This window comes from Marinobacter sp. EVN1, from assembly GCF_000475375.1.
Lineage (GTDB): Bacteria > Pseudomonadota > Gammaproteobacteria > Pseudomonadales > Oleiphilaceae > Marinobacter > Marinobacter nauticus.
Window position 1 is genome coordinate 248,617 of sequence record NZ_AXCB01000070.1, and the last position, 26,055, is coordinate 274,671.

The 26,055-nt window shown below is 57.3% G+C and carries 22 protein-coding genes and 2 tRNA genes; 13 read left to right on the plus strand and 11 right to left on the minus strand.

Annotated elements, in window-relative coordinates:
- Window positions 1-4 precede the first annotated feature (4 nt).
- From Q674_RS38385 to pelG, 4 genes are read left to right on the plus strand one after another with little or no spacing between them, the layout of a single operon-like run.
- A complete protein-coding gene (locus Q674_RS38385; RefSeq protein WP_023009909.1) occupies window positions 5-1,336 on the plus strand; it encodes a PelD GGDEF domain-containing protein in 1,332 nt (443 codons plus the stop codon).
- Window positions 1,320-2,318 carry a tetratricopeptide repeat protein gene (locus Q674_RS38390; RefSeq protein ID WP_226374412.1) on the plus strand — a complete coding sequence of 333 codons (999 nt, stop codon included), beginning with the start codon at window positions 1,320-1,322 and terminating at the stop codon, window positions 2,316-2,318. Before Q674_RS38385 ends, Q674_RS38390 begins: the two co-directional genes overlap by 17 nt.
- Window positions 2,315-3,853: a GT4 family glycosyltransferase PelF gene (gene pelF / locus Q674_RS38395; RefSeq protein ID WP_023009911.1), complete on the plus strand. Its 1,539-nt coding sequence runs from the start codon at window positions 2,315-2,317 to the stop codon at window positions 3,851-3,853. Before Q674_RS38390 ends, pelF begins: the two co-directional genes overlap by 4 nt.
- On the plus strand, window positions 3,853-5,229 hold the full coding sequence (gene pelG / locus Q674_RS38400) for an exopolysaccharide Pel transporter PelG (RefSeq protein ID WP_023009912.1): 1,377 nt from the start codon (window positions 3,853-3,855) through the stop codon (window positions 5,227-5,229). The genes pelF and pelG overlap by 1 nt, the downstream gene beginning before the upstream one ends.
- On the opposite strand, the gene Q674_RS38405 is transcribed toward pelG, so the two are convergent.
- On the minus strand, window positions 5,226-6,407 hold the full coding sequence (locus tag Q674_RS38405; protein ID WP_023009913.1) for a trans-sulfuration enzyme family protein: 1,182 nt from the start codon (window positions 6,405-6,407) through the stop codon (window positions 5,226-5,228). The genes pelG and Q674_RS38405 overlap by 4 nt on opposite strands.
- A 101-nt stretch (window positions 6,408-6,508) precedes the next feature.
- Here Q674_RS38405 and selD point away from each other — a divergent pair, with 101 nt between their 5' ends.
- Complete coding sequence (selD, locus tag Q674_RS38410; RefSeq protein ID WP_014421107.1) at window positions 6,509-7,546, plus strand: selenide, water dikinase SelD; 1,038 nt, start codon at window positions 6,509-6,511, stop codon at window positions 7,544-7,546.
- Between the two features lie 68 nt (window positions 7,547-7,614).
- On the opposite strand, the gene Q674_RS38415 is transcribed toward selD, so the two are convergent.
- Together Q674_RS38415 and rnk are read right to left on the minus strand one after the other, a co-directional pair.
- A complete protein-coding gene (locus Q674_RS38415; protein WP_023009915.1) occupies window positions 7,615-8,769 on the minus strand; it encodes a cytochrome P450 in 1,155 nt (384 codons plus the stop codon).
- A gap of 102 nt (window positions 8,770-8,871) precedes the next feature.
- Window positions 8,872-9,258 carry a nucleoside diphosphate kinase regulator gene (gene rnk / locus Q674_RS38420; RefSeq protein ID WP_023009916.1) on the minus strand — a complete coding sequence of 129 codons (387 nt, stop codon included), beginning with the start codon at window positions 9,256-9,258 and terminating at the stop codon, window positions 8,872-8,874.
- A gap of 307 nt (window positions 9,259-9,565) precedes the next feature.
- Between rnk and Q674_RS38425 the strand changes: the two genes are divergently transcribed.
- Window positions 9,566-10,480 carry an AEC family transporter gene (locus Q674_RS38425; protein ID WP_023009917.1) on the plus strand — a complete coding sequence of 305 codons (915 nt, stop codon included), beginning with the start codon at window positions 9,566-9,568 and terminating at the stop codon, window positions 10,478-10,480.
- Here the strand turns inward: Q674_RS38425 and Q674_RS38430 are convergent.
- Complete coding sequence (locus Q674_RS38430; RefSeq protein WP_023009918.1) at window positions 10,460-11,425, minus strand: zinc ABC transporter substrate-binding protein; 966 nt, start codon at window positions 11,423-11,425, stop codon at window positions 10,460-10,462. The two genes, Q674_RS38425 and Q674_RS38430, sit on opposite strands and share 21 nt — an antisense overlap.
- A 142-nt stretch (window positions 11,426-11,567) precedes the next feature.
- Here Q674_RS38430 and gltX point away from each other — a divergent pair, with 142 nt between their 5' ends.
- The 3 genes from gltX (at window position 11,568) to Q674_RS38445 (ending at window position 13,324) form a co-directional block, all read left to right on the plus strand.
- A complete protein-coding gene (gene gltX / locus Q674_RS38435; protein WP_023009919.1) occupies window positions 11,568-13,049 on the plus strand; it encodes a glutamate--tRNA ligase in 1,482 nt (493 codons plus the stop codon).
- A 116-nt stretch (window positions 13,050-13,165) separates the two neighbouring features.
- Window positions 13,166-13,241 (plus strand) — tRNA-Ala (locus Q674_RS38440).
- A gap of 7 nt (window positions 13,242-13,248) precedes the next feature.
- Window positions 13,249-13,324: transfer RNA gene (locus Q674_RS38445), tRNA-Glu, on the plus strand.
- Window positions 13,325-13,450: 126 nt separating this feature from the next.
- Here the strand turns inward: Q674_RS38445 and Q674_RS38450 are convergent.
- On the minus strand, window positions 13,451-14,305 hold the full coding sequence (locus Q674_RS38450) for a 6-carboxytetrahydropterin synthase (protein WP_023009920.1): 855 nt from the start codon (window positions 14,303-14,305) through the stop codon (window positions 13,451-13,453).
- Between Q674_RS38450 and Q674_RS0121020 the strand changes: the two genes are divergently transcribed.
- Window positions 14,297-15,004 (plus strand): NTP transferase domain-containing protein, encoded by a 708-nt coding sequence (locus Q674_RS0121020; protein WP_081698958.1) that lies wholly within the window; start codon window positions 14,297-14,299, stop codon window positions 15,002-15,004. The genes Q674_RS38450 and Q674_RS0121020 overlap by 9 nt on opposite strands.
- On the opposite strand, the gene Q674_RS38455 is transcribed toward Q674_RS0121020, so the two are convergent.
- The 3 genes from Q674_RS38455 to Q674_RS38465 all read right to left on the minus strand — a co-directional run bounded on the left by Q674_RS38455 (window position 14,984) and on the right by Q674_RS38465 (window position 18,094).
- Entirely contained in the window at window positions 14,984-16,081 is a 1,098-nt protein-coding gene (locus Q674_RS38455) for a response regulator (RefSeq protein ID WP_023009922.1), read from the minus strand. The genes Q674_RS0121020 and Q674_RS38455 overlap by 21 nt on opposite strands.
- A 51-nt stretch (window positions 16,082-16,132) precedes the next feature.
- Window positions 16,133-17,518 (minus strand): MORN repeat-containing protein, encoded by a 1,386-nt coding sequence (locus tag Q674_RS38460; RefSeq protein ID WP_023009923.1) that lies wholly within the window; start codon window positions 17,516-17,518, stop codon window positions 16,133-16,135.
- Between the two features lie 114 nt (window positions 17,519-17,632).
- Window positions 17,633-18,094 carry a hypothetical protein gene (locus Q674_RS38465; RefSeq protein WP_023009924.1) on the minus strand — a complete coding sequence of 154 codons (462 nt, stop codon included), beginning with the start codon at window positions 18,092-18,094 and terminating at the stop codon, window positions 17,633-17,635.
- Window positions 18,095-18,193: 99 nt separating this feature from the next.
- On the opposite strand from Q674_RS38465, the gene Q674_RS38470 reads away from it, so the two are divergent.
- A complete protein-coding gene (locus Q674_RS38470) occupies window positions 18,194-21,118 on the plus strand; it encodes an insulinase family protein (protein WP_023009925.1) in 2,925 nt (974 codons plus the stop codon).
- A gap of 44 nt (window positions 21,119-21,162) precedes the next feature.
- Here Q674_RS38470 and Q674_RS38475 read toward each other — a convergent pair whose 3' ends face one another.
- Window positions 21,163-21,978, minus strand: a complete 816-nt coding sequence (locus Q674_RS38475) for a pyruvate, water dikinase regulatory protein (RefSeq protein WP_011785359.1) — start codon at window positions 21,976-21,978, stop codon at window positions 21,163-21,165.
- 132 nt (window positions 21,979-22,110) lie between these two features.
- Between Q674_RS38475 and ppsA the strand changes: the two genes are divergently transcribed.
- On the plus strand, window positions 22,111-24,483 hold the full coding sequence (gene ppsA / locus Q674_RS38480; RefSeq protein ID WP_014421120.1) for a phosphoenolpyruvate synthase: 2,373 nt from the start codon (window positions 22,111-22,113) through the stop codon (window positions 24,481-24,483).
- 38 nt (window positions 24,484-24,521) lie between these two features.
- Window positions 24,522-25,001: a ribonuclease E activity regulator RraA gene (gene rraA, locus Q674_RS38485; RefSeq protein WP_023009926.1), complete on the plus strand. Its 480-nt coding sequence runs from the start codon at window positions 24,522-24,524 to the stop codon at window positions 24,999-25,001.
- A gap of 49 nt (window positions 25,002-25,050) precedes the next feature.
- Here the strand turns inward: rraA and Q674_RS38490 are convergent, their stop codons facing one another.
- Together Q674_RS38490 and Q674_RS38495 are read right to left on the minus strand one after the other, a co-directional pair.
- A complete protein-coding gene (locus Q674_RS38490) occupies window positions 25,051-25,341 on the minus strand; it encodes a PilZ domain-containing protein (RefSeq protein WP_023009927.1) in 291 nt (96 codons plus the stop codon).
- Window positions 25,342-25,346: 5 nt separating this feature from the next.
- The gene (locus tag Q674_RS38495) at window positions 25,347-26,015 is read right to left on the minus strand and encodes a TIGR04211 family SH3 domain-containing protein (RefSeq protein WP_014421123.1); all 669 of its coding nucleotides are present in this window, start codon (window positions 26,013-26,015) and stop codon (window positions 25,347-25,349) included.
- Window positions 26,016-26,055: the final 40 nt, after the last annotated feature.

The following is a 26,055-nucleotide window of genomic DNA, read 5'->3' on the forward strand; positions in this document are numbered from 1 at the left end:
ACTGATGCAGGACACCCGGGCAACTACGACAGTGGCACAATCGGGGCCCGCCACCGAGGTGCATGGCTGGCTGAAATGGCTGGAAGTCGTTCTGGTCACAGGTCTGTTTCTCGCGGCAGGCTTCTGGCTGCGACCTGACGACCCGCTCCACGTTGGCAATACGTTTGCGTGGCCGGTTCTGGCGCCCTTGTTGATTGGCCTGCGCTACGGCTTTTTCCCGGCTCTGATGTCGAGTCTGTTGGTGCTGCTTGTGGCTGGGTGGCACTATGACAAGGCCGCTGCCACGGCCTACCCGTGGGGATGGGCCGCCGGCATGCTGGCATGTGGGCTGCTGGCCGGGGAGTTTCGGGACTACTGGGAACGTCAATTGCGCCGGGCCAACGCAGTTAACGAATACAGTCTCCAGCGCCTGGAAGAATTTACCCGCAACTTCTACCTGATGAAGGTGTCCCATGATCGTCTCGAGCAACAGTTAGCCGGGAGCTCCGGCAGCCTGAGGGAAGCGCTGAGACGACTGTATGGCGAACTGTCCCAGACCCGCACCGAGGGTTTGAATGAAGAAAGCGCGGCCCTGATGTTGCGGGTTCTGGCTCGATACGGCCAGCTCCAGACGGCCGCCATACTGGCAGTGGAAGGAAACCGAAACATTGAACCGAAGGCGCTGGCAACGGTTGGTGACTATGAGGCGGTTTCGGAGTCCGATCCGCTGATTCGATATGCCATGCAGGAAAGAACACTGGTGTCGGTGCAGACAGAGTTCCGCAAACACCTGAAAAAACTGGATACCGATCTGCTGGTTGTGATCCCCCTCATTAGTTCTACCGATGACCTGGTGGCGCTCTGTGTGGTGGAGTCCATTCCATTCTTCAGTTTCCAGAACCGGACGCTTCGTTTGATGGCGATTCTTGCCGGGCATATGGCGGATATGCTGTGCCAACGGGATCAGACGATGGCAGGTTCTCATGAGTGGCAGAGCCTGTGTTCCCAGGCGCGTCGCGCTGCTAGAGATGCAGAGGCCTTTGGCTTGCCTTCCGTGCTGCTTAAGCTGCAGGTGAACGAGCAGGATCTGGCAACCCTCGCGGACAGGATGACCGGCTTGCTGCGGGGGCTTGATGTGATTGCCGTTAACCGAGCGAACGAGAGCCCCAGCGTGGTCCTGTTGATGCCACTGACCGATGAATTGGGGCTTGCCGGGTATCTGCATCGACTGGAACTGGATATCCGGGAAAATGCGGGCCGTTCACTGTGGGATTTTGCCAGTCAGCAGTCACTGGTGGTAAAGACGGAAGCCCAGGTCGCCGAGTGGCTGGCTCGCGAAGGTGGCGCGATTGACTAGCTACTGGTTGTTACCGTTTGGACTGGTCTCAGAATTGGGCGGTGCGGTTGCACTGTTTACCGGTGAGGATTCGGTTCGGGCAGTGGGTGGTTATGTCGTTGCCCATGCTTTGTCCTGCGTGGTGTTTACGCTTGCTCTGCTGGTCCTCATGCCTCAACGTTACCGAAAACAGCGCTGGCGGCCCGCAGTCTTTCTGTTTTCGCTGCAGTTTGCGATTCCCCTGGTGGGCAGTCTTGGCGTGTTTGTCGGTATTCTGCTCGCGCTGTATCTCCCGCGCTCGAACCGAGAGCTCCCGTGGCAGCAGGTGCCCATCCCTGAGTTGCCTTTCAGGCCTACCGATATGGGCAGTCAGGTTGTCTATACCGAGGGTGGTTTGCGCCAGGTTCTGAGAGAGGCGAGTGATCCGGGTAAACGCCTGAAAGCTTTGTTGGCCAGCCGACAGATGGAAGGCCGGGAGGGAGTTGATATTCTCCGGGAGGCACTCAAGGATCCGGTTGATGATGTCCGGCTGCTGGCGTATTCCATGCTGGAGCAGAAGGAAAAGGCACTGGTGCAGGAGGCTGAGCGCCTGCAGAGCCAGGTGACGGAAGCCGCTGACCCCAAAGCGCTCGAGCGCATGAATCGCCGTCTGGCACAAACCTGGTGGGAAACCGCCTATCTTGGATTGGCTCAGGGCAGTCTCAGGCAGTACTACCTGGAAAAGTCGCGGGACCTCCTGGTGAAACTGGTTGCCACCTATGACGAGCCCTCGGACTGGCAGCTCCTGGGGCGGGTGGAACTGGCGTTGGGGCGGCCCGAAGAAGCACGTGATGCCTTCGAAGTCGCTATTGATAATGGCGCCCGTCAGGAACACATTCTGCCTTATCTTGCTGAAATCGCGTTTCTGGCCAAGGACTACCAGCGGGTCAGGTTCTATCTGGCCCGGTGCGCCCATGGTCACAATCATCCGGCGATCACTCCTCTTCTCGAAGCCTGGTTATGAGTTTGTTCAAACGAAAGCAGCCGTATATCGCGGACATCGCATTGCTGTTAGAAGGCACCTATCCGTTTATACGGGGAGGCGTGTCTTCCTGGGTACACCAGATGATCTCGGGACTTCCGGAATACCGGTTTGCCCTGGTTTTTCTGGGGGGCGATCCCAGCCATTACGGAAAGCAGCAATACACCCTGCCGGATAATGTCACCCATCTGGAGTGCCACTACCTGATGGACACCCAGGTTCGGGAAAAGCCGAGGCCGAGGGACGGAAACAAGCGGGCCTTCCAGAGTCAGCGGCGGCTGCACGAGAGTTTCAAGGCCAATGAGGCGGTGCCCGAGGAGGTGCTCACGCAGGTATTCAGAGACCTGGGTGAGACAGGGGGGATTACCCGCAAGGATTTTTTGTACAGCCGGGAGAGCTGGCAGGTCATTGAAGACAGTTTCCGTGCCTATTGCATCGAACCCTCTTTTGTTGACTATTTCTGGACGATCCGGACGATGCACGCGCCGCTGTTTACGCTGGCAGAGATTGCGAAGAACATGCCAAGGGTAAAGATGGTGCACTCTATCTCAACCGGGTATGCCGGTCTGCTCGGTGCAATGGTGAGCGACCGATACCGTATACCTTACCTGATCAGTGAGCATGGCATTTACACCAAAGAACGAAAGATCGATCTATCCCAGGCACAATGGATTGACGATCCGGAGGATCAGGTGAGTGCGGCACTTAATGACCAGTTGGGCTATATCCGGCGTCTCTGGATACGCTTCTTCGAGGTGGTGGGAAGGCTGGCTTACCAGAAGGCCGACAGCATTGTCTCGCTGTATTCCGGTAACCAGGCTCGCCAGCACCAGGACGGGGCTTCGCCGGAAAAAACCTGCATTATCCCGAACGGGATCGATCCTGAGCGTTTCAGGGAACCACGGGAGCAGCGGTCGGAGGCCATTCCCAAGGTGCTTGGGCTGGTTGGCCGCGTCGTCCCGATCAAGGACATTAAAACCTTCATTCGGGCGATGAGAAGTGTCTCGGAACAAGTGCCCGAGGCTGAGGGGTGGATCGTCGGGCCAGAGGATGAAGACCCCGCCTATGTCGCTGAGTGTCGCAATCTTGTGACCAGCCTGGGATTGGAAGGCCGCGTTAAATTCCTGGGTTTTCAGAATGTCAGCGAGATTTTGCCCCAACTGGGTTTGATGGTGCTTACCTCGATCTCCGAGGCGCTGCCGTTGGTCATACTTGAGGCCAATGCCGCGGGGCTGCCGTGCCTTGCCACGGATGTCGGCGCCTGCCGTGAACTCATTGAGGGAATGAGTGAGGAGGATCGGGCTTTGGGTGCCTCGGGCGCTGTCGTTCCGATCGCCGACCCTGAAGCGACAGCCAGGGAAGCGATTCATCTGCTGACGGACAGTGAGGCCTGGCGGGCAGCCCAGGCCGCGGGGTTGGAGCGGGTATCACGCTATTACACTTTGGACAGTATGTTTGATCAATACCGCCGCCTCTATGAGGCGTCGTTAGAGCCGGCGAGTGGGGGAAAGCGCTAGTGGCGGGTATCGGTTTTGAGCTGAGGCGAATACTCCGGCGGGAAAGCTTTGTGAACCTCCTGGGTGCCTATGGTCTGGCGGGCATCATCAGTTCGGGGCCCTGGGTACTGTCGGTACTCGGGGTTATGATCATAGGGGTGCTGAGTTTTGCGCTCGAGGCAAACCAGGGATTCGTGGTCCAGTTTCTGGTGTCGGTCACCTATCTGATGGCGTTCTCGCTGATTCTCTCCGGGGTATTTCAGCACGTTTTCACGCGTTGGGTCGCAGACAGGCTCTACGAGTCCAAGCGTAATCTGATACTGCCCAACCTCATGGGGGTTATCTGGGTCTCAACCGCCGCGTCTTTCATGCTCGGCGTTGTTGCTGCTATCTGGTTTATGCCGGGCACCAGTTATCTATACCGGCTCCTGATGCTGGCGAATTTTGTGGTGCTGTGTAACCTCTGGCCGGTTACTATCTTTCTCTCCAGCATGAAGTCCTATCGTCGTATTGTTGTTGTTTTCGCGCTTGGGTATCTGGTCGCTATCGTTGCCTCGGTGCAGCTGCGTGATTTCGGCATTGAAGGGTTTTTGCTCGGATTGCTGCTGGGCCACAGCCTTTTGTTTTTCAGTTTCTTTTACACCATCATCCGCCAGTACCCGGGTACCACGCTCATCCGGTTTGACTTCGCCAGGCGTGCCCAGATCTTTCCCACCCTGATCTTTACCGGGCTGCTCTTCAATGCTGCGGTATGGGCCGACAAGCTGATCTTCTGGTTCGTGCCGGAAACCTCAGAGCCGATTATCGGGCTTTTGAGAGCGTCGATTATCTATGACATTCCCATTTTTCTTGCCTACCTTTCGATCATCCCCGGTATGGCTGTTTTTCTGGTGCGAATGGAAACCGATTTTTCCGAAGCATACGACCGGTTTTATAACGCCGTCCGTGAGGGCGATACCCTGGAGCGAATCAACCGTTTTCGGGATGACATGGTTCTGGTCGCCAGAAACGGCATTTATGAGATCATCAAAGTGCAGGGAATGACGGTGATCATTCTGTTCCTGTGGGGAGAGGAGATTCTCTCCGCCCTGGGTATCTCCACACTGTACCTTCCACTGTTCCACATTTTCCTGATTGCGGTGGCCATGCAGTTGATTCTTCTTGCGATACAGAATGTGCTGTTTTACCTCGATGCCCGGGGGATAAACCTGATTCTTTGCGCCCTGTTCCTCGGTACCAATATCGTGTTCACGCTGATCACCATTGAGTTGGGCGCCGCCTTTTACGGATACGGCTATGCGGCGGCTACCCTGGTCTCAGCTCTGGTTGGACTGGCGCTGCTGTCCCGCAAGTTCGATGAACTTGAGTACGAAACCTTCATGCTACAGGGGCGTTAACACACTTGTGTAAGGGCATCATTCAGGTCCTGTATCAGATCGGCTGCATCCTCAAGCCCCACTGACAGGCGCAGCATGCCATCGCCAATGCCCCGTTTGAGGCGCTCTTCCCCGCTCAGGCCGTGATGGCTGGTGGCGCTCGGTTGGCTCACCAGGCTTTCTACTCCGCCCAGGCTGGTGGCAAGCAGGAAGACTTTCAGGGAATCCGCCACTTTTTCGGCTGCCTGCTGGCCACCGTCCACTTCAATACTGAGCATGCCGCCGAAGCCGGTCATCTGCTGTTTGGCCAGGTCGTGGCCTTCGAAGGAAGGCAGGCCGGGGTAGTGTACTTTGGTGACTTTCGGATGTTGTTCCATCGCTTGAGCGACTGCCATGGCGTTCTCGTTGTGTTGGCGCACTCGTAATGGCAGCGTGCGCAAGCTGCGGGAGAGCAGGGCGGCGGTTTCCGGGGCAATCAGCTGGCCCAGGTTCTTGCGCCAGGCGACCACGGGTCTTGCCAGGCTTGCAGAGGTCATCAGGGCACCGGCGGTCAGGTCGCTGTGGCCACCCAGGTATTTTGTGGCGCTGTGCAAGACCAGGTCTGCGCCCAGTTCCAGCGGTTTCTGGTTGATGGGGCTGGCGAACGTATTGTCCACCGCCACCAGTGCGCCGTGCTGGTGGGCCGTTTCAGCGATGGCGCGAATGTCCAGGATCGCCATGTTCGGGTTGGCCGGGGTTTCGAAATAGACCAGCTTGCCCGGTTCGTTCAGTGTTTCCGCCAGTTGGTTCTGCTCTTCACGGAACAGGAAGGTCACTGGAATGCCCAGCGCCTGGCAGTGATTCTTCAGTAGTTCCTGTGTGCCCCCATAAAGATCGCCTACGCACACAATCCCATTACGGCCATGGGCCAGCAGGGTTGCCGAAATTGCCGCCATGCCGGAGGCGAACCCCAATGCTGCTTCAGCATTTTCGAGCCCGGCCAGTCCCTGTTCCAGTTCCTGGATGCTCGGGTTGGTGCCCCAGCGAGTGTACAGGTTACCGTCGCTTCGCCCCTCAATCACATCCAGCAAGTCTGCCGTGTTTTCAAACCGGTAGGTGGTGGTGTTGTAAACCGGCGAGTAGGGGCTGCCGAAGGCATCCTTATGGCGGCGATTGTGGATGATGCGAGTCGCGGGGCCTTGGTTGTTCGGGGTGGTCATGGTGGTTCCTACGCATTTGGTGGCCGGAGAGTGAGCTGCATTGTAGACTGTTGCGTATCCTGACGATAACCGAGTTGCTCAACCGAAAGAAGGAAGACGCTTTGTCCATCAAATTGACCCAGTTCAGCCACGGTGCCGGATGTGGCTGCAAGATTGCTCCGGACGTTCTGGACCGCATCCTTCACACTGATGCTCCCGAATTTCACGATCCGCGACTGCTGGTGGGCAACAGCAGCCGAGACGATGCTGCGGTTGCCGATGTGGGTAACGGCCTTGGCATTATCAGCACCACCGATTTCTTTATGCCGGTGGTGGACGACCCGTTCGATTTCGGCCGTATTGCTGCCACCAATGCCATTAGCGATGTCTATGCCATGGGCGGAAAGCCCGTGATGGCTATTGCCATTCTGGGCTGGCCGGTCAATGAGCTGGAACCGGAAATTGCCGCCAAGGTAATCGATGGTGGGCGTGCCGTGTGTGCCGAGGCAGGTATCGCCCTGGCCGGTGGCCACAGCATCGATTCACCGGAGCCGATATTCGGGCTGGCGGTGACTGGCCAGGTGGCTGTTGACCGTATTATCCGAAACGATACCGCTCAAGCGGGCGATTTGCTGTATCTCACCAAGCCACTGGGCGTCGGCATTCTCACCAGTGCTTCCAAGAAAGGTAAGGTTACTCCTGAAGACCTGGCCGTGGCGGTGGAGAACATGGCGACCCTCAATAAGGTTGGCGAAGTGTTTGCTGAGGTGGATGGTGTCAATGCCATGACCGATGTAACCGGCTTTGGTCTTGCCGGGCACTTGCTGGAAATCTGCCGGGGCAGCGGCTTGAAGGCAACGGTAAGTCGCAAGGCTGTGCCTGTGCTGCCAAACCTGAAGCCCTATATTGATGCCGATTGCATCCCTGGTGGCACCCACCGCAACGCGGCGGCGTTCGGCAAGGCGATTTCCGGTATGACCGACGCCGACAAACTGTTGTTCTGTGATCCGCAAACCAGCGGTGGCTTGATGGTTAGCGTGGCCGAAAAGAGCCGGGAAGCCTTTGAGGCCCTCGCCCGAAAGCATGGGCTGGATCTGCAGCCTCTGGGGCGTCTTGAAGCCGCGGGGTCCGACGAAAGCCTGGTGTTTATCGAAGACTGATCCCGTCGCACTATAAAGCCGCACCGGAGGTTCTCCGCTGCGGCTTTTGTTTTTTCTGGACAAAGCTATCAGCGAAACACCAGTGGCAGGTAGTTAAATCCACCCGTGGGAAACATCGCCCGCTCAGGCTTTTGGCCCTCTGCCGGCGCTATAGCTTCGATCTGCTTCAACAACTCCTCCATGAAGATCCTGAGTTCCATTCGTGCAAGGGGGGCGCCGGGACAGACATGGATGCCGGCGCCATAGAGCAGGTTCCTGGCTGCGTTCTGACGTGGGCAGAACTGGTCCGGGTTACCGAAAACATCTTCGTCCCGGTTGGCAGATGCCCAGAGAAGGGTGATTTTCTCGCCGGCGGGAATGGTTCTGCCGCCTATCTCGACCTCTCTGGTGGTCACTCGGCGGTTGGAAATGAGAGGGGCGTCCATTCGCAGGATTTCGTCAATGGCTTCAGAAAGCTTCTCTGGCGCGGCCTTAAGGTCATTCAGAAGCTCGGGATGATGGGCCAGATAGTTGGTCAGTATCGAGATGCTCGCAGAAATGGTCGCGAGTTCGCCGACTGTCCAGTTGCGTAAGAGGCTGACCAGCTCTTCGTCGGTCATGGGTTGGCCATTGATTTGCTCACGCATTAACCGGGTGGTGACATCATCTGGTGCAGGCTCATGGGGCTGGCGCCGGGAATCCAGAAGGTCTCGGATGTACCCGTCAAACTCTTCAGCAACGTCGGCCATGGCGGCACGGTCGCGGGCGAGGGTTGCCCGGTGATTTTTCATCACCCACTCGGCCAGCGGTTGATGCAGGCTATCCGGCCAGCCCATAAACGCGCACTGAATCTGTAGCGCAAAGGGGCGGCTTAGAGCATTGACCACATCCAGCGGCTTGTTTTTGTCCAGGGTCTGTACCAGCGCCCGGGCCACATCCCGGCATACCGGTTCAAAGCGCGCCATGGGCTCCGGCGCAAAATAGGGTTCGATGGCCTTGCGGTAGGGGGTATGTTCGGGCGGGTCCATGCCATTCGGTACGGACAAGTGGGCGGAGACGGCGTTGCTGAAGGTGTGGTGATCCTCCAGTACCTGCATGACATCGGCATGGCGAAACAACGTCCACTGCTGGTAATCACTCCAGGCCACCGGGCATTCCTTGCGCATGGCATCGTAGGCGCGGATCTGGTCCTTCTGAACCTCGGCTGATCTGGGGTCCCAGTCTTCGTGGTGCTGCTCTGCCATACGGCCTCCTGATCTGTCGGTTAGCATTGGGGAAATGCTACCACCGGAGGCCGTTCTGCCTTTGGAGAAATATCAAGTCCTGATATTTGTAAAGGAAAGTGCTTATGGGTTTCGGGTAACGCCAATCACTTTCAGGTGGATGGGCTTACGACCTTTCATGGGCCATTCGATGCTGCTGCCAATGCTCAGCCCCAGCATGGCGGCGCCGGCCGGTGCCAGTATCGAGACTTTGTGATCAGCGTCGCCTACCTCATGGGGGTATACCAACTCCACTTCGTGCTCCTCGCCGGTGTCTTCGTTCAGAAAGCGCACTCGGGCGTTCATGGTCACCACGCCCTCCGGCATCTCGGCCAGCGGTTTCATGTCGGCACGGCTGAGTTCGTCCTCCAGCCCATCGGCTACGTCAGACTGGCCGGCGACCCGCTCAAGCAAGGTGCTGAGGCGGTTGTAATCTTCTTCTGCAACAGTGATAGGTGGCAATTCAGCCATAGGAATCTCCAGGTAAACAATCGATTGTTGGTTAGGCGCTGAATCCGGATGGGAAAGAGGAGGATTCAGCGAAATCAGAGGCGGATGGCAGCCCTGCCGGTGTTCCCGAAGGAGGACCGCAGTGCCAGAGAAATCGTGTAATTGCCTGAACGAAGAGTGTTCACGGGAATTGCACTTCGCCTTTAGAGTTGAAGAAACTCTGAATTTACCCCCGGGTGAGGGAAATGGCAACTGCGAACTTGCCGAAGATCTGTGCTAGTGTCTTGCACCTGTGAACGGGCTGGTGTCTGGTAGTCGGGAGGTGGTGATGCCAATGGTGGTTCAGGCTTTGATTCCTGTCTTCGTGCTGATCATGCTGGGCCATGGCTTGCGCCGCGTGGATTTTCCCGGAGGTGATTTCTGGCCCCGTGCGGAGCGCTTCACCTATTACGTGCTGTTTCCTGCCATGCTGGTGTTCAAGCTTGGGCAGGCCCGGCTGCCTCCTTCCGCCTACGGTGATACGGCGATGCTGATTGTCGCCATGCTGCTGGCTATGACGCTGGTGCTGGTGGCTGCACAGTGGCTCTGGGGCTGGTCCGGGCCGGTGTTTTCATCGGTATACCAGGGTGCTATCCGCTTCAATTCCTATGTGGGCCTGGCTGCGGGTGGCATGCTCCTGGGCGATGATGGCCTCTCGCTCACGGCCATCGCCGTGGCCATTATGGTGCCGCTGTTGAACCTGCTGTGTATTCTGATGTTCGCGATGGTAGCAGGACGAGAGCGAATCAATCTGGCGGCGGTGATTCGGGCGATTGTCACCAACCCGTTGATCGTCGGCTCGGTTATTGGTGTGCTCTGGAGCTATTTCCAGGTAGGGTTTCATCCCTTGCTGGCGGGCATACTGGAGCCGTTGAGTAATCTGGCGCTGCCGATGGGGCTGATGTGCGTGGGAGCTGGCTTGCAGCTCAGTGCCCTGCGTGGCGGTTCGGTTCCGTTTATTGTCTCCTCGGCTCTTAAACTGGTGGCGTTTCCACTGATGACCGCGGGCCTGGCCTGGATGCTCGGGCTGGAGGGGCTGCTGGTGCAAGTGGCGGTGCTGTTGGCGGCCTTGCCTACTGCCACGTCCGCCTACATCCTGGCGCGCCAGCTTGGCGGGGACGCGCCGCTGATGGCAGGGATCATCAGCGGGCAAACCCTGTTGGCGATGGTCTCTATTCCGGTGCTACTGAGCCTGCTCTGGTAAGCACTTGAGAACCGCATCGGCCACAGATTGCTGAAACTCGATGTAGCCTGCCGGTGTCGATTCAATGTCGGTTGCCAGCGGGTCCCAGGTGCTGAAGGTGACGTTCAGCCCTTCGGTAATGGAACGCCACCATTGGCGGTTGAATTGGGGTTCGGTCAGCAGGCACGGGTGATTGGCAGCTTCGAGCTTGGCCTGAACATCGGCGATGTGTCGGGCGCCAGGGGAAAGTTCCGGGTTCAGGGTCAGAACGCCTTCCAGCGTCAGCCCATAGTGCTCGGCGTAGCGGGTAAAGGCATCGTGATAGGCGAACAGGCTGATGTCATCCAGGCCGGCAAAGCTCGCTCGAATACTCTGCTCTTTGTTGAGCAGTTCGGTTTGAAAACGCTCCAGGTTGGCATTCAGTTCCTCGGGGTTTACGCCCTCAAGTTCGCTCAGTACATTCCGGATGCCTTTCGCCATGTCCAGTGCCAGCATCGGGTCTACCCATATATGTGGGTCTTCGCCGTCGCCGTGATCGTGGTGATGGACATCGGGTTCGTCATGATGCCCGTGATCATCGTGCTCTTCATGCTCAGGCTCATGGTTGTGCTCATCATGATGCTCGTCGTGCTCAGATTCAGCGCCTTCGCTTTCCAGGAAAGCCACCGACCGGCCAGCGAATTCCTTGCCACCGAGCAGACGGTTGAGGAAGGTTTCCATATCCGGGCCGACCCAGAAGATGACATCCGCCTGTTCCAGGGCACGCCGCTGAGAGGGCTTCATGCTGTAGTTATGGGGGCTGGAGCCGGGTGGTACCAGCGTTGATACCTCCACGCTGTCACCCGCGACAGCTTTGACCAGAAGTTCGACAGGTTTAATGGACGCAACCACATTGGTTGCGGCGGCGGGTGTTGCTATAGCCAGGGCTGAGAGTGCAAGGGCCAGGCGGGTGACATTCTGTGGCATGGTGTATCGAATCCTGCGTGCATGTGAAACGTTATAATATAACAGTTTGTGTCGGGGATGCAAAAGCCGCCCATGCGAAACCTCAGGATGGCCGCTATAATGCGCCCTTTATAAATCGGCCACTTATTTTCAGGATGGTTTCATGACAGTACGCACCCGAATTGCCCCGTCGCCCACCGGCGATCCACACGTTGGTACCGCCTACGTGGCCCTGTTTAACCTTTGCTTTGCCCGTCAGCACGGCGGCCAGTTCATTCTGCGCATCGAAGACACCGATCAGGCCCGCAGTACCGCTGAATCCGAGCAGGACATTCTGACTGCGTTGCGTTGGCTGGGTCTGAATTGGGACGAGGGTCCCGATGTTGGCGGCCCCCACGGCCCGTATCGCCAGTCTGAGCGCAAGCACATGTATGGTCAGTATGCTGAGGATCTGGTCACCGCTGGCCATGCGTTCTATTGCTTCCGTACACCGGAAGAGCTGGATGCCATCCGCGAAGAGCGTAAGGCTCAGGGCCTGAATCCCGGCATCAAGGGCGATCTGGAGCTGCCGGAAGACGAGGTGAAGCGCCGTCTGGATGCGGGTGATCCGTACGTTATCCGCATGAAAGTGCCCGATGAAGGCGTGTGTGAAATTCAGGATATGCTCCGGGGTACCATTGAGATCGATTGGGCCCAGGTGGACTGCCAGATTCTGTTGAAGTCTGATGGGATGCCCACCTATCACCTGGCCAACGTGGTTGATGACCATTTGATGGGCATTACCCACGTGCTGAGAGGTGAGGAATGGATCAATTCCGCGCCCAAGCACAAGCTGCTGTACCAGTACTTCGGCTGGGATATGCCGGAGCTGTGTCACCTGCCGCTGCTCCGCAACCCGGACAAGAGCAAACTGTCCAAGCGCAAGAACCCCACCAGCATCAACTTCTACGAGCGTATGGGCTTCTTGCCGGAGGCTGTGACCAACTACCTGGGCCGTATGGGCTGGTCCATGCCGGACGAGCGTGAGAAATTCACACTGGATGAGATGATCGAGAACTTCGATATCCAGCGCGTGTCCCTGGGTGGCCCCGTGTTTGACGTGGAAAAACTGCGTTGGCTCAACGGCCAGTGGATTCGTGAGGAGCTGAGCGACGAGCAGTTCATGGCGCGGATGCAACAGTGGTGGTTTAACCAGGACGACTTGAAAGCCCTGGTGCCCCATATCAAGGGCAGGGCAGAAGTGTTTTCCGATGTGGCGCCAATGGCCCAGTTCATGTTCAGCGGCATGCTGAATCTGAAGCCGGAGGACTTTTCCCATAACAAGCTGGATGAGAGCCAGGTCAAACGGGTGCTGCAGTTCGCCCTTTGGAAGCTGGAAGCTCAGCGCCACTGGAGCAAGGACACCATCTTTGCCGACATCAAGGCGTTGGCGAAAGCCATGGACCTGAAGATGGGCGATTTCATGTTCTCGATCTTTGTGGCCATTGCCGGAACGCCCAATTCCTGGTCAGTCATGGACTCCATGGCGTTGCTTGGCCCGGACATGACCCGCTCCCGTTTGCGTCATGCCCTTGAGGTTATGGGCGGCTTTTCCAAGAAAGAGACCAAGAAAGTGGAGAAGGAATACGCCGCTCTGGGTGTTTGATGAGCGGTTTGTTGGTTAATTGAACGATGAGAACAGGGATGTTCAAAAAACTTTAAAAAAAGCGGAATCGGGTGTTGACGCCCCAAGGGCGGATCCTTAATATACGCATCCGTTGAGGGGCCATAGCTCAGCTGGGAGAGCGCAACACTGGCAGTGTTGAGGTCAGCGGTTCGATCCCGCTTGGCTCCACCAATTTCTAGTCCCCTTCGTCTAGTGGCCTAGGACTCCGCCCTTTCACGGCGGCAACAGGGGTTCGAACCCCCTAGGGGACGCCAATTAGGCTTGACGGTTTAGTCCACCGGATAGCCATCAAAAAAACCGCCTTCGGGCGGTTTTTTTGTGTCTGAACGAATGAGCAGCGGGATTCGCGCCGTTTAGGGCGCCAATCCCGGATGGTCGGTTCAGACTCGTATGGCGATAGCGCCTTTGCCCACTCCCTCGTAGGCTTTTACCCGGATTTCCTCTCCGGAGAACTCCGCTTTCAGTTTGTCCGCAATGTGAGCGGCAATCAGCTCTACGGTTGTGTCCGTTTCCAGCATGTATACTCGGTGCTCAGGCAGTGTCAGGGCAAACTCCCCCTGGTTGGCCTCATATTCGAAGGTGATGTAGGCAACGCCATCATCACCTACGAACCGGCGAGCCACGTCTTCTTCCGTGCCCACATAAATATCCCGCCAGAGCTTGGCCCAGCGTTCTTCCAGGTCGTAGGCCCGGTGCCCGTTGCGGTCGATGCGGATGGGGGATCGATGCCCATGGGCAATGCGCTGACAGTTGCCCAGATGTTTTTTCAGGCCATGAACGTAGTGGTAGTAAGCGCCCTCAATGATTTCTTCGCGCAGGTTGATGTCGACGGAGATGACATTACCGGGCAGAACGGCTTTAAGCTCTTTTTCCAGCAGGGCGGCCACGGCAGACGGGACGACCCGGTCCGAGGACAGCCAGACAACGGCTTCGTCCGGCGAGCTGTGCTCGATGTGACCGCCGCCAGAGAGTGCCCAGCGGAAAGTGTTGGGCGTGTCCTCGCTCCATTGCAGGCCTTCGTATCCGCGGGGAATCACCAACCGGTGGTCCACGCGTTCGTCAATCACCCTTTTGATGGTGCGCTTGACGTTGCTGAAGTCAAAGACCATACCCTGTTCGTCCAGTTCTCCTCCCAGCACCACATCGGCAATCCAGCTTTCGCCAACCAGGCCTCGAGCGGGATCCAGATAGGCGAAATCAATCACAGTGAGGTTGTCGACAAAGAGATGGTTCATGGAGGGTCCGGCGTGGTCAGGTTGCATGATGGCGGAATTCTAGCAAAAATCGCTGCATTCAGCAGTTTCAGGGGGAGCATCATAAACGCGAATCATAGCATCAAGGATCCGCAGTTTCCGGCATTGGTGCTGGCAGCCGGCCAGGCGAGACGAATGGGGTGTTACAAGCAGGCCTTGAAACTGCCAGGTGGCGATTCATTGCTGGGGCACGCCATTAGTCAGGCGCGGCAGCTATCGGCGCAGACGTGGGTGGTTACGGGCGCAGGCTACCCTCTGGTGCGCTTTCGCTGCAATCGGCAACCGGCGCACTGGGTGGTTAACGAGCGTTGGCGGGAGGGCTTGTCGACGTCGTTGATTGCCGGCCTGCAGGCGCTTTCTCCCGCTGCTTTGGGTGTGTTTGTGCTGTTGGCAGACCAGCCCTTACTGGATACCGAAGGGCTCCGACGGCTGTCCGCAAACGCCCGGCGGAAGCCAGAGGTGCCCTGGGCAGCCAGTTATGGCAAGCGGGTAGGCGTGCCAGCCTGGATTCCGAAATCGCTCTGGGGAGATCTGTTATTGCTTAAGGGCGATGCGGGGGCGGGGGTGGTTCTGAACCGGGCCGGAACCCGTCCGGTTGAAATAGCCGGGGTGCAACAAGACGTTGACACCCCTCAGGACTGGCAGCAGGTCCGTGGGCAATTAGCCGAACAGGCCGGATAACCAGGCGATTCCTACGCTGAAAATACCCAGACTGATGGCCAGGCCAACGGTATAGATGCGCGAGTTGGCCGAGCGCTGCTGAGACACGTACAGATCGATGGTGCGCTGGGCAATGTCCTCGGCGGTCTCCCGGGAAATCTCGTGGGCCTGCTGAATGGCTTCTGACTGCAGGGTTTGCCAGAACTCGGTGTCGATGGTCTGTACGCTGGTGATGTGATCCTTCAACTCCGCCATGTGCTCGGAGGTGAACCCGGCGTTTTTGGAGAGTTCTTTTTTCAGGGAGGTAAGTTCGCGGCCCAGGTTCAGGTTCACTTCGGCCGCCACTTCGTCTCGCAGATTGCGGGTGCGTTCATCCAGCATCTTGCTGAGTGACTCCAGGCGCTCCTCAATGGTGGCTTCCTGCTTGCTGCGGGTTTCGTCCAGCGCACGCTTGAGGTGATCGAACTGCTCGTCGAAAAGGGAGCTGAGCAGTTCATGCAGCCGGTTGTTGATATGAGTCTTGACCGCCGAGCGGGCAATCTGCTCAATCAGGTCGCTGGTCAGAGGCACCACATTCGGGGCGCTGTGACCGTTCAGGCTGCTTTCTGCTTTCGGCGACAGTTGCACAGAGGCGTCCTCCGGAAAGTCCATGGGTTCGTCATCTGGCTCTTGCAGGTCATGGCCGTTCATTTCAACAGGTGCTTCCGGCACGTTCCCCTGCTCGACGTCACTGGCCAGCTGCTCCAGCATCAGGTTGAGGCCTTCGTTGTGAGGCGGCTTGGTAAGGATGTTGTACACGCCAAAGTTGCGCGCTTCCTCCATAAAGGACGAGGATTTCTTGGAGGTGCACATGATGATCGGAATGCCGGCCGTTTCCGGATTGTTCTTGATGGCCTTGGTGGCTTCCACGCCATTCATGCCGGGCATAAGGTGATCCATAAAGATCACGTCTGGCCGGTCGTGGCTTTTCAGGAAGTCCAGCGCTTCTTCTGCCGATCCTGCCATGTTCACTTCCATGTCCCGACTCTCGAGCAGTTTGCTTAGCGCAAACCTGGCAACTTTGGAGTCGTCCACCAGCAGAGCATTTTTGATTGCCATGTCACTACCTCAACCTGTTACTGCAAACGCGTGGGTGCTGCGACCGGGTGATTACCAGCCTTCCAGTTGCGGGCACTGGGTTGCCCGATAACTCTTTTCCCGATAACAGACACCGGGTTCCGTGGTGCGGGCGGTAAACACTTCGCCGGCCGCGGTTGTCAGGCGAACCTGTCCATAGGGTTCACCATGGCGGAAAGTGGCCTCGATGGAGCTGCCGTTAGGGTTGCGCAGCAGGCCTTTGCCGTGGAACTTGCCTTCCATGTACTGGCCATCGTATTTCTTTCCGTCAGCAAAGACTTCCGAGCCCTTGCCATGAAATTCGCCGTTGGAGAATTCGCCCTCGTAGGAGCGTCCGTCCGGGTAGGTGAGGGCGCCCTGGCCGTGGAATTCATCATTCCGAAAGCCACCAACGTACAGCATGCCATCGGCGGTGGTCAGGGAACCATGGCCATTCATGCGGCCCTGCTCCCAGTTTCCGGTCAATATGTCGCCGTTGGCCAGGGTAAGCGTGCCCTTGCCGTGGAACTGATCGTTCTTGAACTGGCCGGTATAAGTCGTGCCGTCTGCGGAGCGCCAGCGCCCCTCACCGTGCCGTTCGCCTTGTTTCCAGTCGCCCTCGTAGCGGCTTCCATCGGCGTACCAGGCGGTACCGGAACCATCAAACTCGGCGTCCACGAAGTGGCCTTCATAACGCAGGCCGGTGCTATCTTCCCAGGTGCCATCACCAGTGGTGACGCCGCCGCGCCATTCACCATTCTTGTAGCTTACCGTGGTGAAGGCTTCCAGTTTGCCGACCAGCGTGAGTTCGTCGCCGGCCTCCAGTGCCACGGAATTGCTCCAGGACTGGTATCCTGGCTTTTCGATAGTGATGTCATAGCGGCCGGGGTCCAGCTCCAGGTCCAGGCGGGTGGCGCCATAGGATTTGCCGTTGATCGTAACCTGATCGCCCACCACGTTGGAGCGTAACACCAAGGTGCCGGTTTTCGGAGGCTCGGGCGCCGGTTTTGTCTCCGGCACGTCGCGTTGGGAACGCATAGCCGAAACCGGTTCGGCCATGGCCAGCATTTCCGGGTTTTCGGGCATTGGTTCAACGGTGAACGGTTCGCTGTTTGCTGCTGTTTCGGTCTGTTCGCCGGTGGCCTGAAGCGCGTTGTCGACGGGCTGCGGCGTCTCCGGAGTGTCTACCAATGGTGTCTCGCGGGTATCAGCAAACAGCGGCTCTTCAGCCTCAGGTGCCGGTGTTTCGGCTTCAATCCGGGTTGTGGGTGCTGTCGCGGCTGAGGTTTCCGGCGCGGTGGCATGTTCCACGGTTTGCGCCAGAGCCGGAGCAGTGGTGTCGGTGGTGACCAGATCCTTGCGAACCGATGCAAATCCGGCGGTAACCAGAAGCATGAGTGCAAGTGCATTGATGAACAGCAGCGGCCTGAAATCGACCATGACAAAACCTCGTGATCCAAGTGTTCCGGATGCTTTGTTATGGATTCATCTTAACCACTGTCTGCAACGTTATGTAACAGAAAGTGTCTGAACTTGATCAGAATGCCGGTCGTATCACACTTTGTCCGGAAGCTGATCATGGTTAAGTTGCTCCCAGGACTTCATGTAAACATCGGCTTCATATTGATAGGGTGACCGGAACGGGGTCAGCACAAAATCGAAAATCAGGAAAAAGGAGCCGATCGACAGCCAGGCGATCATCAGGGTGCTGATGGTCGTGGCCTGTTCCTCCGGATTGGAGTTGACGAACTCCTGCAGTAAAGGGATCAGGTCGCCGGCCATGACCACCGGATTGAAGCTGGCCAGCACAAAGGGCAGCCAGAAGGCAATGAAGATGGGGAAAAAGCCGTAAGACCACAGCACACGCCGTAACAGGTAGATAGCAACTTCCCGCCAGAATCGCTGTCGAATCTCGGGAACTTTGCGGATTCGCTCGAGATACTGGCGCCGTTCGGCCCACCAGGCGGCAACTTCAGGGGCGTCGATGTGGGATTTTTCTGGGCTGCGGTCTGTCATGGATTGGCAGGCTACCTTGTTGAGTCCGTTCCGTGCATGATATCCGATACTACGTGTTACCCTGTAATTCTCCAATTGTTCTATACACAGGATTTTTTAATGGCTGCAGTGACTGACAACGCAATCCATCCGGCTTTTGAGAAACTTCGCAGTCACCGGATCGGCACCCTGAACCTTGAGGTTGAGGAGTATCGCCACAAAAAGACCGGTGCACGCCATCTACACCTGGCAGCGGACAACGACGAGAACGTATTCTTCGTTGCCTTGCGAACGTTCCCGATGGATTCGACCGGTGTCGCCCACATCCTGGAGCATACCGCCCTGTGCGGCAGTGAGCGTTATCCGGTGCGTGATCCGTTCTTCATGATGATTCGCCGCTCCCTGAACACTTTCATGAATGCGTTCACCAGCAGCGACTGGACCGCTTATCCCTTTGCCAGCATGAACCGAAAGGACTTCGACAATCTGCTGTCGGTATACCTGGATTCCGTGTTCTTCTCCAAGCTGGACCCGCTGGATTTTGCACAGGAAGGTCATCGCCTGGAATTTGACAAGCCGGATGACCCATCCAGCGACCTGGTCTACCGGGGTGTGGTCTACAACGAGATGAAAGGGGCGATGAGTGCACCTACCTCCCAGCTCTGGCAGAACCTGACCAGCCATCTGTTCCCGACCACCACTTATCACTACAACAGCGGCGGCGAGCCGGATCATATTGTCGATCTGAGTTATGACGACTTGGTGAAGTTCTATCGCCACCACTACCACCCGAGTAACGCGATTTTTGCGACCTACGGCAATATCCCGGCCCGGGAGCACCACGAGAAGTTTGAAGAGCTGGCGCTGAAACGGTTCGATCGGCTGGATATTGAACTGCCGGTGAAAGACGAGAAGCGCATGTTCGCGCCGGTCCGGGTAGAGCAGGGCTATGCGGTAAATGAAGGTGAGGGCACCGACAACAAGACCCACATTGTGATGGGGTGGTTGCTGGGCCACAGCTTCGACCTGCAGGAAAATCTTGAAGGCCAGTTATTGTCTGCCGTCTTGCTGGAAAACAGCGCATCGCCGTTGATGCGGGCGCTGGAAACCACAGACCTGGGCCATGCGCCGTCTCCCATGTGCGGGCTGGAGGATTCCAACCGGGAAATGACCTTCGTTTGCGGTATTGAGGGCAGCGAGCCGGAGCGCCGGGCGGATCTGGAACAGCTGATTGAGTCTACGCTGCAGAAGGTGGTGGATGACGGTGTCAGCCAGGAGCGCCTCGAGGCCATCCTGCATCAGCTGGAACTGCACCAGCGGGAGATTGCCGGAGACCAGTTCCCCTACGGCTTGCAACTGATCATGAGCGCGATTGCCCCCATGGTTCATGGTGGTGATCCGGTGGAACTGCTGGATCTCGAGCCGGTATTGGCGACATTGAGGGAAAAGATCAAGGATCCCGAGTATGTGCCCGGGCTGATCCGGCGCAAGTTGCTGGAGAACCCGCACCGGGTAACCCTGACCTTGCGCCCGGATGAAAAACTCGAAGGCCGTCGTCAGCAGGCCATCAAGAAAGCCCTTGCCCGGCGCAAGGCGGAGCTGTCCGACGATGATATCAGCCATATTGTGCAGCGTGCTCAGGCACTGGAAGATCGCCAGATGCGCAAGGATGATGATTCCATACTGCCCAAGGTTGGGCTGGATGATGTGCCGCTGCAGATGCCGGAGCCGGAGGGACGGTACGATGCCGAAACCGGTGCGACCGTTTATTCCCGAGGCACTAATGGCCTGGTGTATCAGCAGGTGGTGCTACCGCTGCCGGCTCTGAGCAAAGACGAACTGTTGCTGTTGCCTTATTACACCACTCTGATTTCCGAAGTGGGGTGTGGAGAGCTGGATTACTTGCAAATGCAGGATCGTATTTCTGCGGAATCTGGCGGCATCGGCGCTTCTTTTACTGCCAAGGGGCAGATTGATGATGTTCAGGCCATGACCGGCTATCTGATTTTCAGTGGCAAGGCGCTGAGCCGAAACAGCAAAGCGCTGACCCGCCTGCTGAAGGATGTCTACACCGGGGCCCGTTTTGACGAAAAAGAGCGTGTTCGTGAGATCATTGCCCAGATCCGGGCTCGCCGTGAGCAGGCGGTGACGGGAAGCGGGCATGCCCTGGCCATGGGCGCAGCGGCTCAGGGCGTCAGTTCCGGTGCCTGGTTGTCGTACCGTCTGGGTGGTCTGGCTGGAATTCGTGGTACCAAGGAGCTTGATCAGCAGCTCAAAGATGAAGCCGGCCTGGCCGATTTCTGTGGCAAGCTGGCCGCGCTGCACAACCGTATTCGCAGCCAGAACCGCCAGTTCCTGCTGATTGGTGAGGACGACCAGTTGTCGCCCATGCTGGATGAGTTGGGCACTTGCTGGAGCGGAGTGTCTGCAGAGGGTGAGGGTAACTGGTCCATGGAGCCGGTCAGCTACAACACCCGGGAGGCCTGGCTGACATCTACCCAGGTCAATTTCTGTGCCAAAGCCTATCCGACGGTTGCGGTGGATCATCCCGATGCGGCTGCGCTGACGGTACTGGGAGGCTTTCTCCGGAACGGTTATCTGCACCGGGCCATCCGTGAAAAAGGCGGGGCCTACGGTGGTGGCGCCGGCCAGGACAGCGTGAATGGTGTTTTCCGGTTCTTCTCCTATCGCGATCCCCGCCTTGCGGAAACCCTGGATGACTTCGATGCAGCGCTGAACTGGTTGTACAGCGAAGCGCATGAGCACCAGGCTCTGGAAGAGGCGATCCTGGGTGTGATCGGTCAACTCGACCGGCCCCGCTCGCCAGCCGGAGCGGCTCGCCATGCTTACCACAACAAGCTGTTCGGGCGCACGCCGGAGCAGCGAGCACGTTTCCGAGAGAGGGTTCTTGGTGTCACTCTGGACGAGCTTAAGCGCGTGGCCAAGACCTGGCTTGCGCCTGAAAAGGCCAATGTGGCCGTGGTGACAAGCCCCGACAACCGTGCGGTTGTGGAAGGGCTTGGCATGGACATTCAGGAACTTTGATCTGACTGGCAGAGGGCCATTGGCTCTCTGCCGGGTTTCCTGCCTCAGCGGTGCCGCTTCAGGCCCGTTGTCACCATGATTCTGGTCGAGATTTCCTCAACGGAATACGCCGTAGTATTCAGATAGGGAATCCGCTCCCGCTTGTACATTAATTCGATTTCTTCAATCTCATGCATGCATTGTTGCAGCGACGAGTAGCGGGAGTTTGGCCGGCGCTCGTTACGAATGGTGGCAAGGCGTTCCGGTTCGATGGTCAGGCCAAACAGTTTTTCCTTATGGGGCCGGAGCGCGGCGGGCATCTTCTGGTCGTCCAGATCTTCTTCGGTAATCGGATAGTTGGCGGCCTTGATGCCATACTGCAGGGCCAGGTACAGGCAAGTGGGCGTTTTACCGCTGCGGGATGCTCCGATCAGAATCAGGTCGGCCTCGTCGTAATGCCGGGTGCGGGCACCGTCGTCATTGTCCAGCGCAAAGTTGACTGCGTGGATCCGACGCTCGTAGCTGCCCGCGTTATTGATGGAGTGGGATTTGCCTACGGAGTAGGAGGACGACGAGTTGAGTTCCTGCTCCAGAGGGTTCAGGAAGGTTCCGAAGATATCTACCATAAAGCCGTCGGCCCGGCTGATGATTTCCCTGATGCCGCCATTAACGATGGTGTCGAATACCAGCGGCCGTTCCCCATCGATTTCCGACGCTTTGTTGATGCGGCTGACAAGATCCCGGGCCTTCTCCTCATCGTCGATATAGGGCACGGTAACCCGCTCAAACTCGATTTTTTCAAACTGCGCCAAAAGGGCATGGCCGAGCGCTTCTGCCGTAAGGCCAGTGCCATCAGAGATAAAAAACGCCGTTCTTTTCATGGTCGTATCCGGTCTGGTTTGAACTTGTTCCCGGGAGTCTTTGGTTGCCTCCCTAGGTAATTTCCGCAGCTTACAGTATCATACACGCCAGATTCGAGACTCCGCGCTACACAGACTCAAGGGAGACACGCTTTGGAAGATTACATTATCTGGTTTGACCACCTGGGAATGTCCGACGTAGACCGGGTTGGAGGCAAGAATGCTTCCCTCGGTGAAATGATCAGTAATCTCGCCAATGCTGGTGTTACCGTCCCTGGCGGTTTCGCTACCACTGCTCATGCTTACCGTGAATTCCTGGCCACCGACGGCCTGAAAGACCGCATTGACGAAGCCCTGGATGCCCTGGATGTCAACGACGTTAACGAACTGGCGCGGGTTGGCTCCCAGATTCGCCAGTGGGTAATCGACACCGCGTTTCCGGAAGTGCTGGATAACGCCTTGAAAGAAGCCTATGCCAAGCTTCAGGCCGGTAATGACCAGATGGCTGTCGCGGTGCGTTCTTCCGCCACCGCGGAGGACCTTCCTGATGCCTCTTTCGCCGGCCAGCAGGAAACCTTCCTGAACGTGGTGGGCCTGGAGCAGGTTCGTACCTCGGTGAAAGAGGTGTTTGCCTCGCTGTTCAATGACCGGGCGATCTCCTATCGCGTGCACCATGGTTTTGATCACAAGCTGGTAGCGTTGTCTGCCGGTATCCAGAAGATGGTTCGCAGTGAAACCGCTTCCAGCGGTGTTATGTTCACCCTGGATACCGAGTCCGGTTTCCGCGATGTCGTGTTTATTACCTCCTCATACGGCCTCGGTGAAACCGTGGTGCAGGGTGCCGTGAACCCTGACGAATTCTACGTACACAAGCCGACCCTGGAAGCCGGACGTCCGTCGGTATTGCGCCGTAACCTCGGCAGCAAGGCCATCAAGATGGTTTACCATTCCGAACCGGGTGAAGGTAAGTTTGTTGAAACCGTGAAGGTAGAGCAGGAAGACCGTAATCGTTTTTCCATCACCGATGCGGAAGTGGAAGAACTGGCCAAGCAGGCCATGATTATTGAAAAGCATTACCAGCGCCCGATGGACATTGAGTGGGCCAAAGATGGTGATGACGGCAAGATCTACATCGTTCAGGCCCGGCCGGAAACGGTCAAGAGTCGTGCAGCTGCCAATGTGATGGAACGTTATCTGCTGAAGGAAACCGGCAAAGTACTGGTGGAAGGTCGCAGTATCGGCCACAAGATCGGCAGTGGCCCGGTGAAGATCATCACCAGCATTAACGAAATGGACCGGGTACAGGCCGGCGACGTGCTCGTCACCGATATGACCGACCCGGACTGGGAGCCGGTGATGAAGCGGGCTTCGGCCATTGTTACCGACCGTGGCGGCCGTACCTGCCACGCCGCCATTATTGCCCGGGAGTTGGGTATTCCGGCGGTTGTGGGCTGTGGCGATGCCACCGAGGTGCTCAAGGACGGTCAGGACGTGACCGTCTCCTGCGCCGAAGGTGACACCGGTATGATCTACGAGGGTGCTCTGGACTTCGAGCTGCGTGAGAATACCGTGGACTCCATGCCCAACATTCCGTTCAAGATTATGATGAACGTGGGTAACCCGGACCGCGCCTTTGACTTCCAGGCGCTGCCCAATGAAGGTGTGGGCCTGGCCCGCCTTGAGTTCATCATTAACCGGATGATCGGCGTGCACCCGAAAGCGCTGTTGAACTTCGATGGCCTGCCCCGTGATATCAAACAGACCGTGGAAAAGCGCATTTCCGGCTATGCCTCACCGGTGGATTTCTACGTGGACAAGCTGGTGGAAGGTATTTCCACCCTGGCAGCGGCGTTCGCTCCGAAGAAAGTGATTGTGCGTTTGTCCGACTTCAAATCCAATGAGTACGCCAATCTGATTGGTGGCACCCTGTACGAGCCGGACGAAGAAAACCCGATGCTGGGCTTCCGTGGTGCATCGCGCTATATCTCCGATACCTTCCGCGACTGTTTCGAGCTTGAGTGTCGGGCTCTGAAGAAGGTCCGTAATGAAATGGGCCTGACCAACGTTGAAGTGATGGTGCCGTTCGTACGGACTGTCGGCGAAGCCGAACAGGTGGTGAATCTGCTGGCGGAAAACGGCCTGAAGCGCGGTGAGAACGGCCTGCGGGTCATCATGATGTGTGAACTGCCGGCCAATGCCATTCTGGCGGAGCAGTTCCTGGAGCACTTTGATGGCTTCTCCATCGGTTCCAACGATCTGACTCAGCTGACGCTCGGTCTTGACCGGGATTCCGGTATCATTGCCCACCTGTTCGATGAGCGTAACGATGCGGTGAAGGCGCTCTTGTCCAACGCTATCCAGGCCTGCAAGAAAACCGGTAAGTATATCGGCATCTGTGGTCAGGGCCCGTCAGATCATCCGGATCTGGCCAAGTGGCTGATGGATGAGGGCATTGATACTGTGTCTCTGAACCCGGATTCGGTACTCGATACCTGGTTCTTCCTGGCCGACGAGAAGATCGACTGATCACCAACACTTGGGAATGGGAAAAGGAGAGCGACAACGTGAGCAAGATTATTACTCCGGATCTGTGTGACGAATTTCCGGAAGTGCAGGTGGTCGAACCTGGCTTCAACAATTACGGTGGCGTGCGCCAGTTCGGCGGTGAGATCGTGACCGTGAAGTGTTTTGAAGACAACTCAGTGGTGAAAGAGCAGGTTGGTCTGCCCGGTAACGGCCGCGTGATGGTGGTTGACGGTGGCGCGTCCAAGCGCAATGCCCTGCTGGGGGATATGCTGGCCGAGAAAGCCGCGGAAAACGGCTGGGCTGGCCTGATCATCTATGGCTGCATCCGTGATGTAGATGAGATTGGGCAGACTAATCTGGGCGTTCAGGCTCTGGGTACCGTACCGCGCAAGACTGAAAAGCGTGGTATCGGTGATCTGAATATCCCGGTGACATTCCACGGTGTGACGTTCAAGCCCGGGCAGTACGTGTATGCCGATAACAATGGCATCATCGTCTCCGAGAAGCCGCTGGTTTAAGCCGCGGCCTCGGCACAGACAAAAACGGCGGCCTTTGGGCCGCCGTTTTTTATTGGGTTACTTCTATGATGTTGATCCCGAGCAGATAACCATCACCATCAGGCTCACAACGCACCACCTCGCCGAGCGTCTCCAGGGGCGGGAACTGATCTCCAGCGGACTCCATTCGGGTTCTCAGCTCCTCGCCAATCCTGAACGGTCGTTCCACTGCTACTTGCATACCGGCGGCACTGAGATCCCGGCAGATACCGGTGTGGATTTCACCATCGTTACCGATAATCGTGATGGTGCTGTTCACCTGCATACGATGGAAGTCGCGCTTCTCAGAGTAATCTTTCATCACCTTTACGCCCAGTTGTCGGTTTTTCTTGTCGGTTTGAGCATGGGAATGATCAGGGCCAGCAGTACGCCGCCAAACACGAGGCCCGCGCCCAGAAGCATGAAATCAGATTCTTTGCTGGCCTCAAGACGCTCATTTTCCGCTGTCAGTACTTCCAGATCATTCCGCAGTTTCTGGTTTTCTTCGCGCAATTCACGGTTACGACGCTCAAGATTGATGGAGTCAGCGGCAATATTCTTGATGCGTTGTAGTTCAGTTTGCAGGTCTTCCGCCCGATTGGAAAGATTATTCTCGGCATTCTGCAGAGAATTTCGTTCTTCGGTAACGGCGGCCAGTTGCTGACGAGCTTCAGTCAGCTCAGATTGGGTTTCGTCCAGTTGACGACTGACCCGACGAAGCTGATCAGCTGCGATCGGTTCGTTACTCAGGTATTGGCTCGCAACCCAGCCTTCCGTCCCTTTCGGCGTGCGTACGCGGGTGTAATTGTCACCGGTCTCCAGCACCTCCAGTGGCGTGCCACTGGGGAGGGCATTTTCGATGATACGGTACTGCGTGCCGGCGCCCGAGCGCACAGGCAGGTAGAGTTGATCATCGACCCAGACGGTGCGCGCCTGCGCAACGGAAACGGAGCTGACAATAAGCACAAGGCTGAAAAGGAGACGGAGCGGTGTCACGGAGTACGTTCCCTGATAGTGATATTACTGATGATTTAAA

What these genes read in the sequence shown, in the direction of transcription:
- Q674_RS38385 (WP_023009909.1), top strand. Translation starts at nt 5, where the DNA reads ATGCAGGACACCCGGGCAACTACGACAGTGGCACAATCGGGGCCCGCC.
- pelF (WP_023009911.1), top strand. Translation starts at nt 2,315, where the DNA reads ATGAGTTTGTTCAAACGAAAGCAGCCGTATATCGCGGACATCGCATTG.
- Q674_RS38405 (WP_023009913.1), bottom strand. Translation starts at nt 6,407, where the DNA reads ATGACCACCCCGAACAACCAAGGCCCCGCGACTCGCATCATCCACAAT.
- Q674_RS38415 (WP_023009915.1), bottom strand. Translation starts at nt 8,769, where the DNA reads ATGGCAGAGCAGCACCACGAAGACTGGGACCCCAGATCAGCCGAGGTT.
- rnk (WP_023009916.1), bottom strand. Translation starts at nt 9,258, where the DNA reads ATGGCTGAATTGCCACCTATCACTGTTGCAGAAGAAGATTACAACCGC.
- Q674_RS38425 (WP_023009917.1), top strand. Translation starts at nt 9,566, where the DNA reads ATGCCAATGGTGGTTCAGGCTTTGATTCCTGTCTTCGTGCTGATCATG.
- Q674_RS38430 (WP_023009918.1), bottom strand. Translation starts at nt 11,425, where the DNA reads ATGCCACAGAATGTCACCCGCCTGGCCCTTGCACTCTCAGCCCTGGCT.
- gltX (WP_023009919.1), top strand. Translation starts at nt 11,568, where the DNA reads ATGACAGTACGCACCCGAATTGCCCCGTCGCCCACCGGCGATCCACAC.
- Q674_RS0121020 (WP_081698958.1), top strand. Translation starts at nt 14,297, where the DNA reads ATGGTTCATGGAGGGTCCGGCGTGGTCAGGTTGCATGATGGCGGAATT.
- Q674_RS38450 (WP_023009920.1), bottom strand. Translation starts at nt 14,305, where the DNA reads ATGAACCATCTCTTTGTCGACAACCTCACTGTGATTGATTTCGCCTAT.
- Q674_RS38455 (WP_023009922.1), bottom strand. Translation starts at nt 16,081, where the DNA reads ATGGCAATCAAAAATGCTCTGCTGGTGGACGACTCCAAAGTTGCCAGG.
- Q674_RS38460 (WP_023009923.1), bottom strand. Translation starts at nt 17,518, where the DNA reads ATGGTCGATTTCAGGCCGCTGCTGTTCATCAATGCACTTGCACTCATG.
- Q674_RS38465 (WP_023009924.1), bottom strand. Translation starts at nt 18,094, where the DNA reads ATGACAGACCGCAGCCCAGAAAAATCCCACATCGACGCCCCTGAAGTT.
- Q674_RS38470 (WP_023009925.1), top strand. Translation starts at nt 18,194, where the DNA reads ATGGCTGCAGTGACTGACAACGCAATCCATCCGGCTTTTGAGAAACTT.
- Q674_RS38475 (WP_011785359.1), bottom strand. Translation starts at nt 21,978, where the DNA reads ATGAAAAGAACGGCGTTTTTTATCTCTGATGGCACTGGCCTTACGGCA.
- Q674_RS38490 (WP_023009927.1), bottom strand. Translation starts at nt 25,341, where the DNA reads ATGAAAGATTACTCTGAGAAGCGCGACTTCCATCGTATGCAGGTGAAC.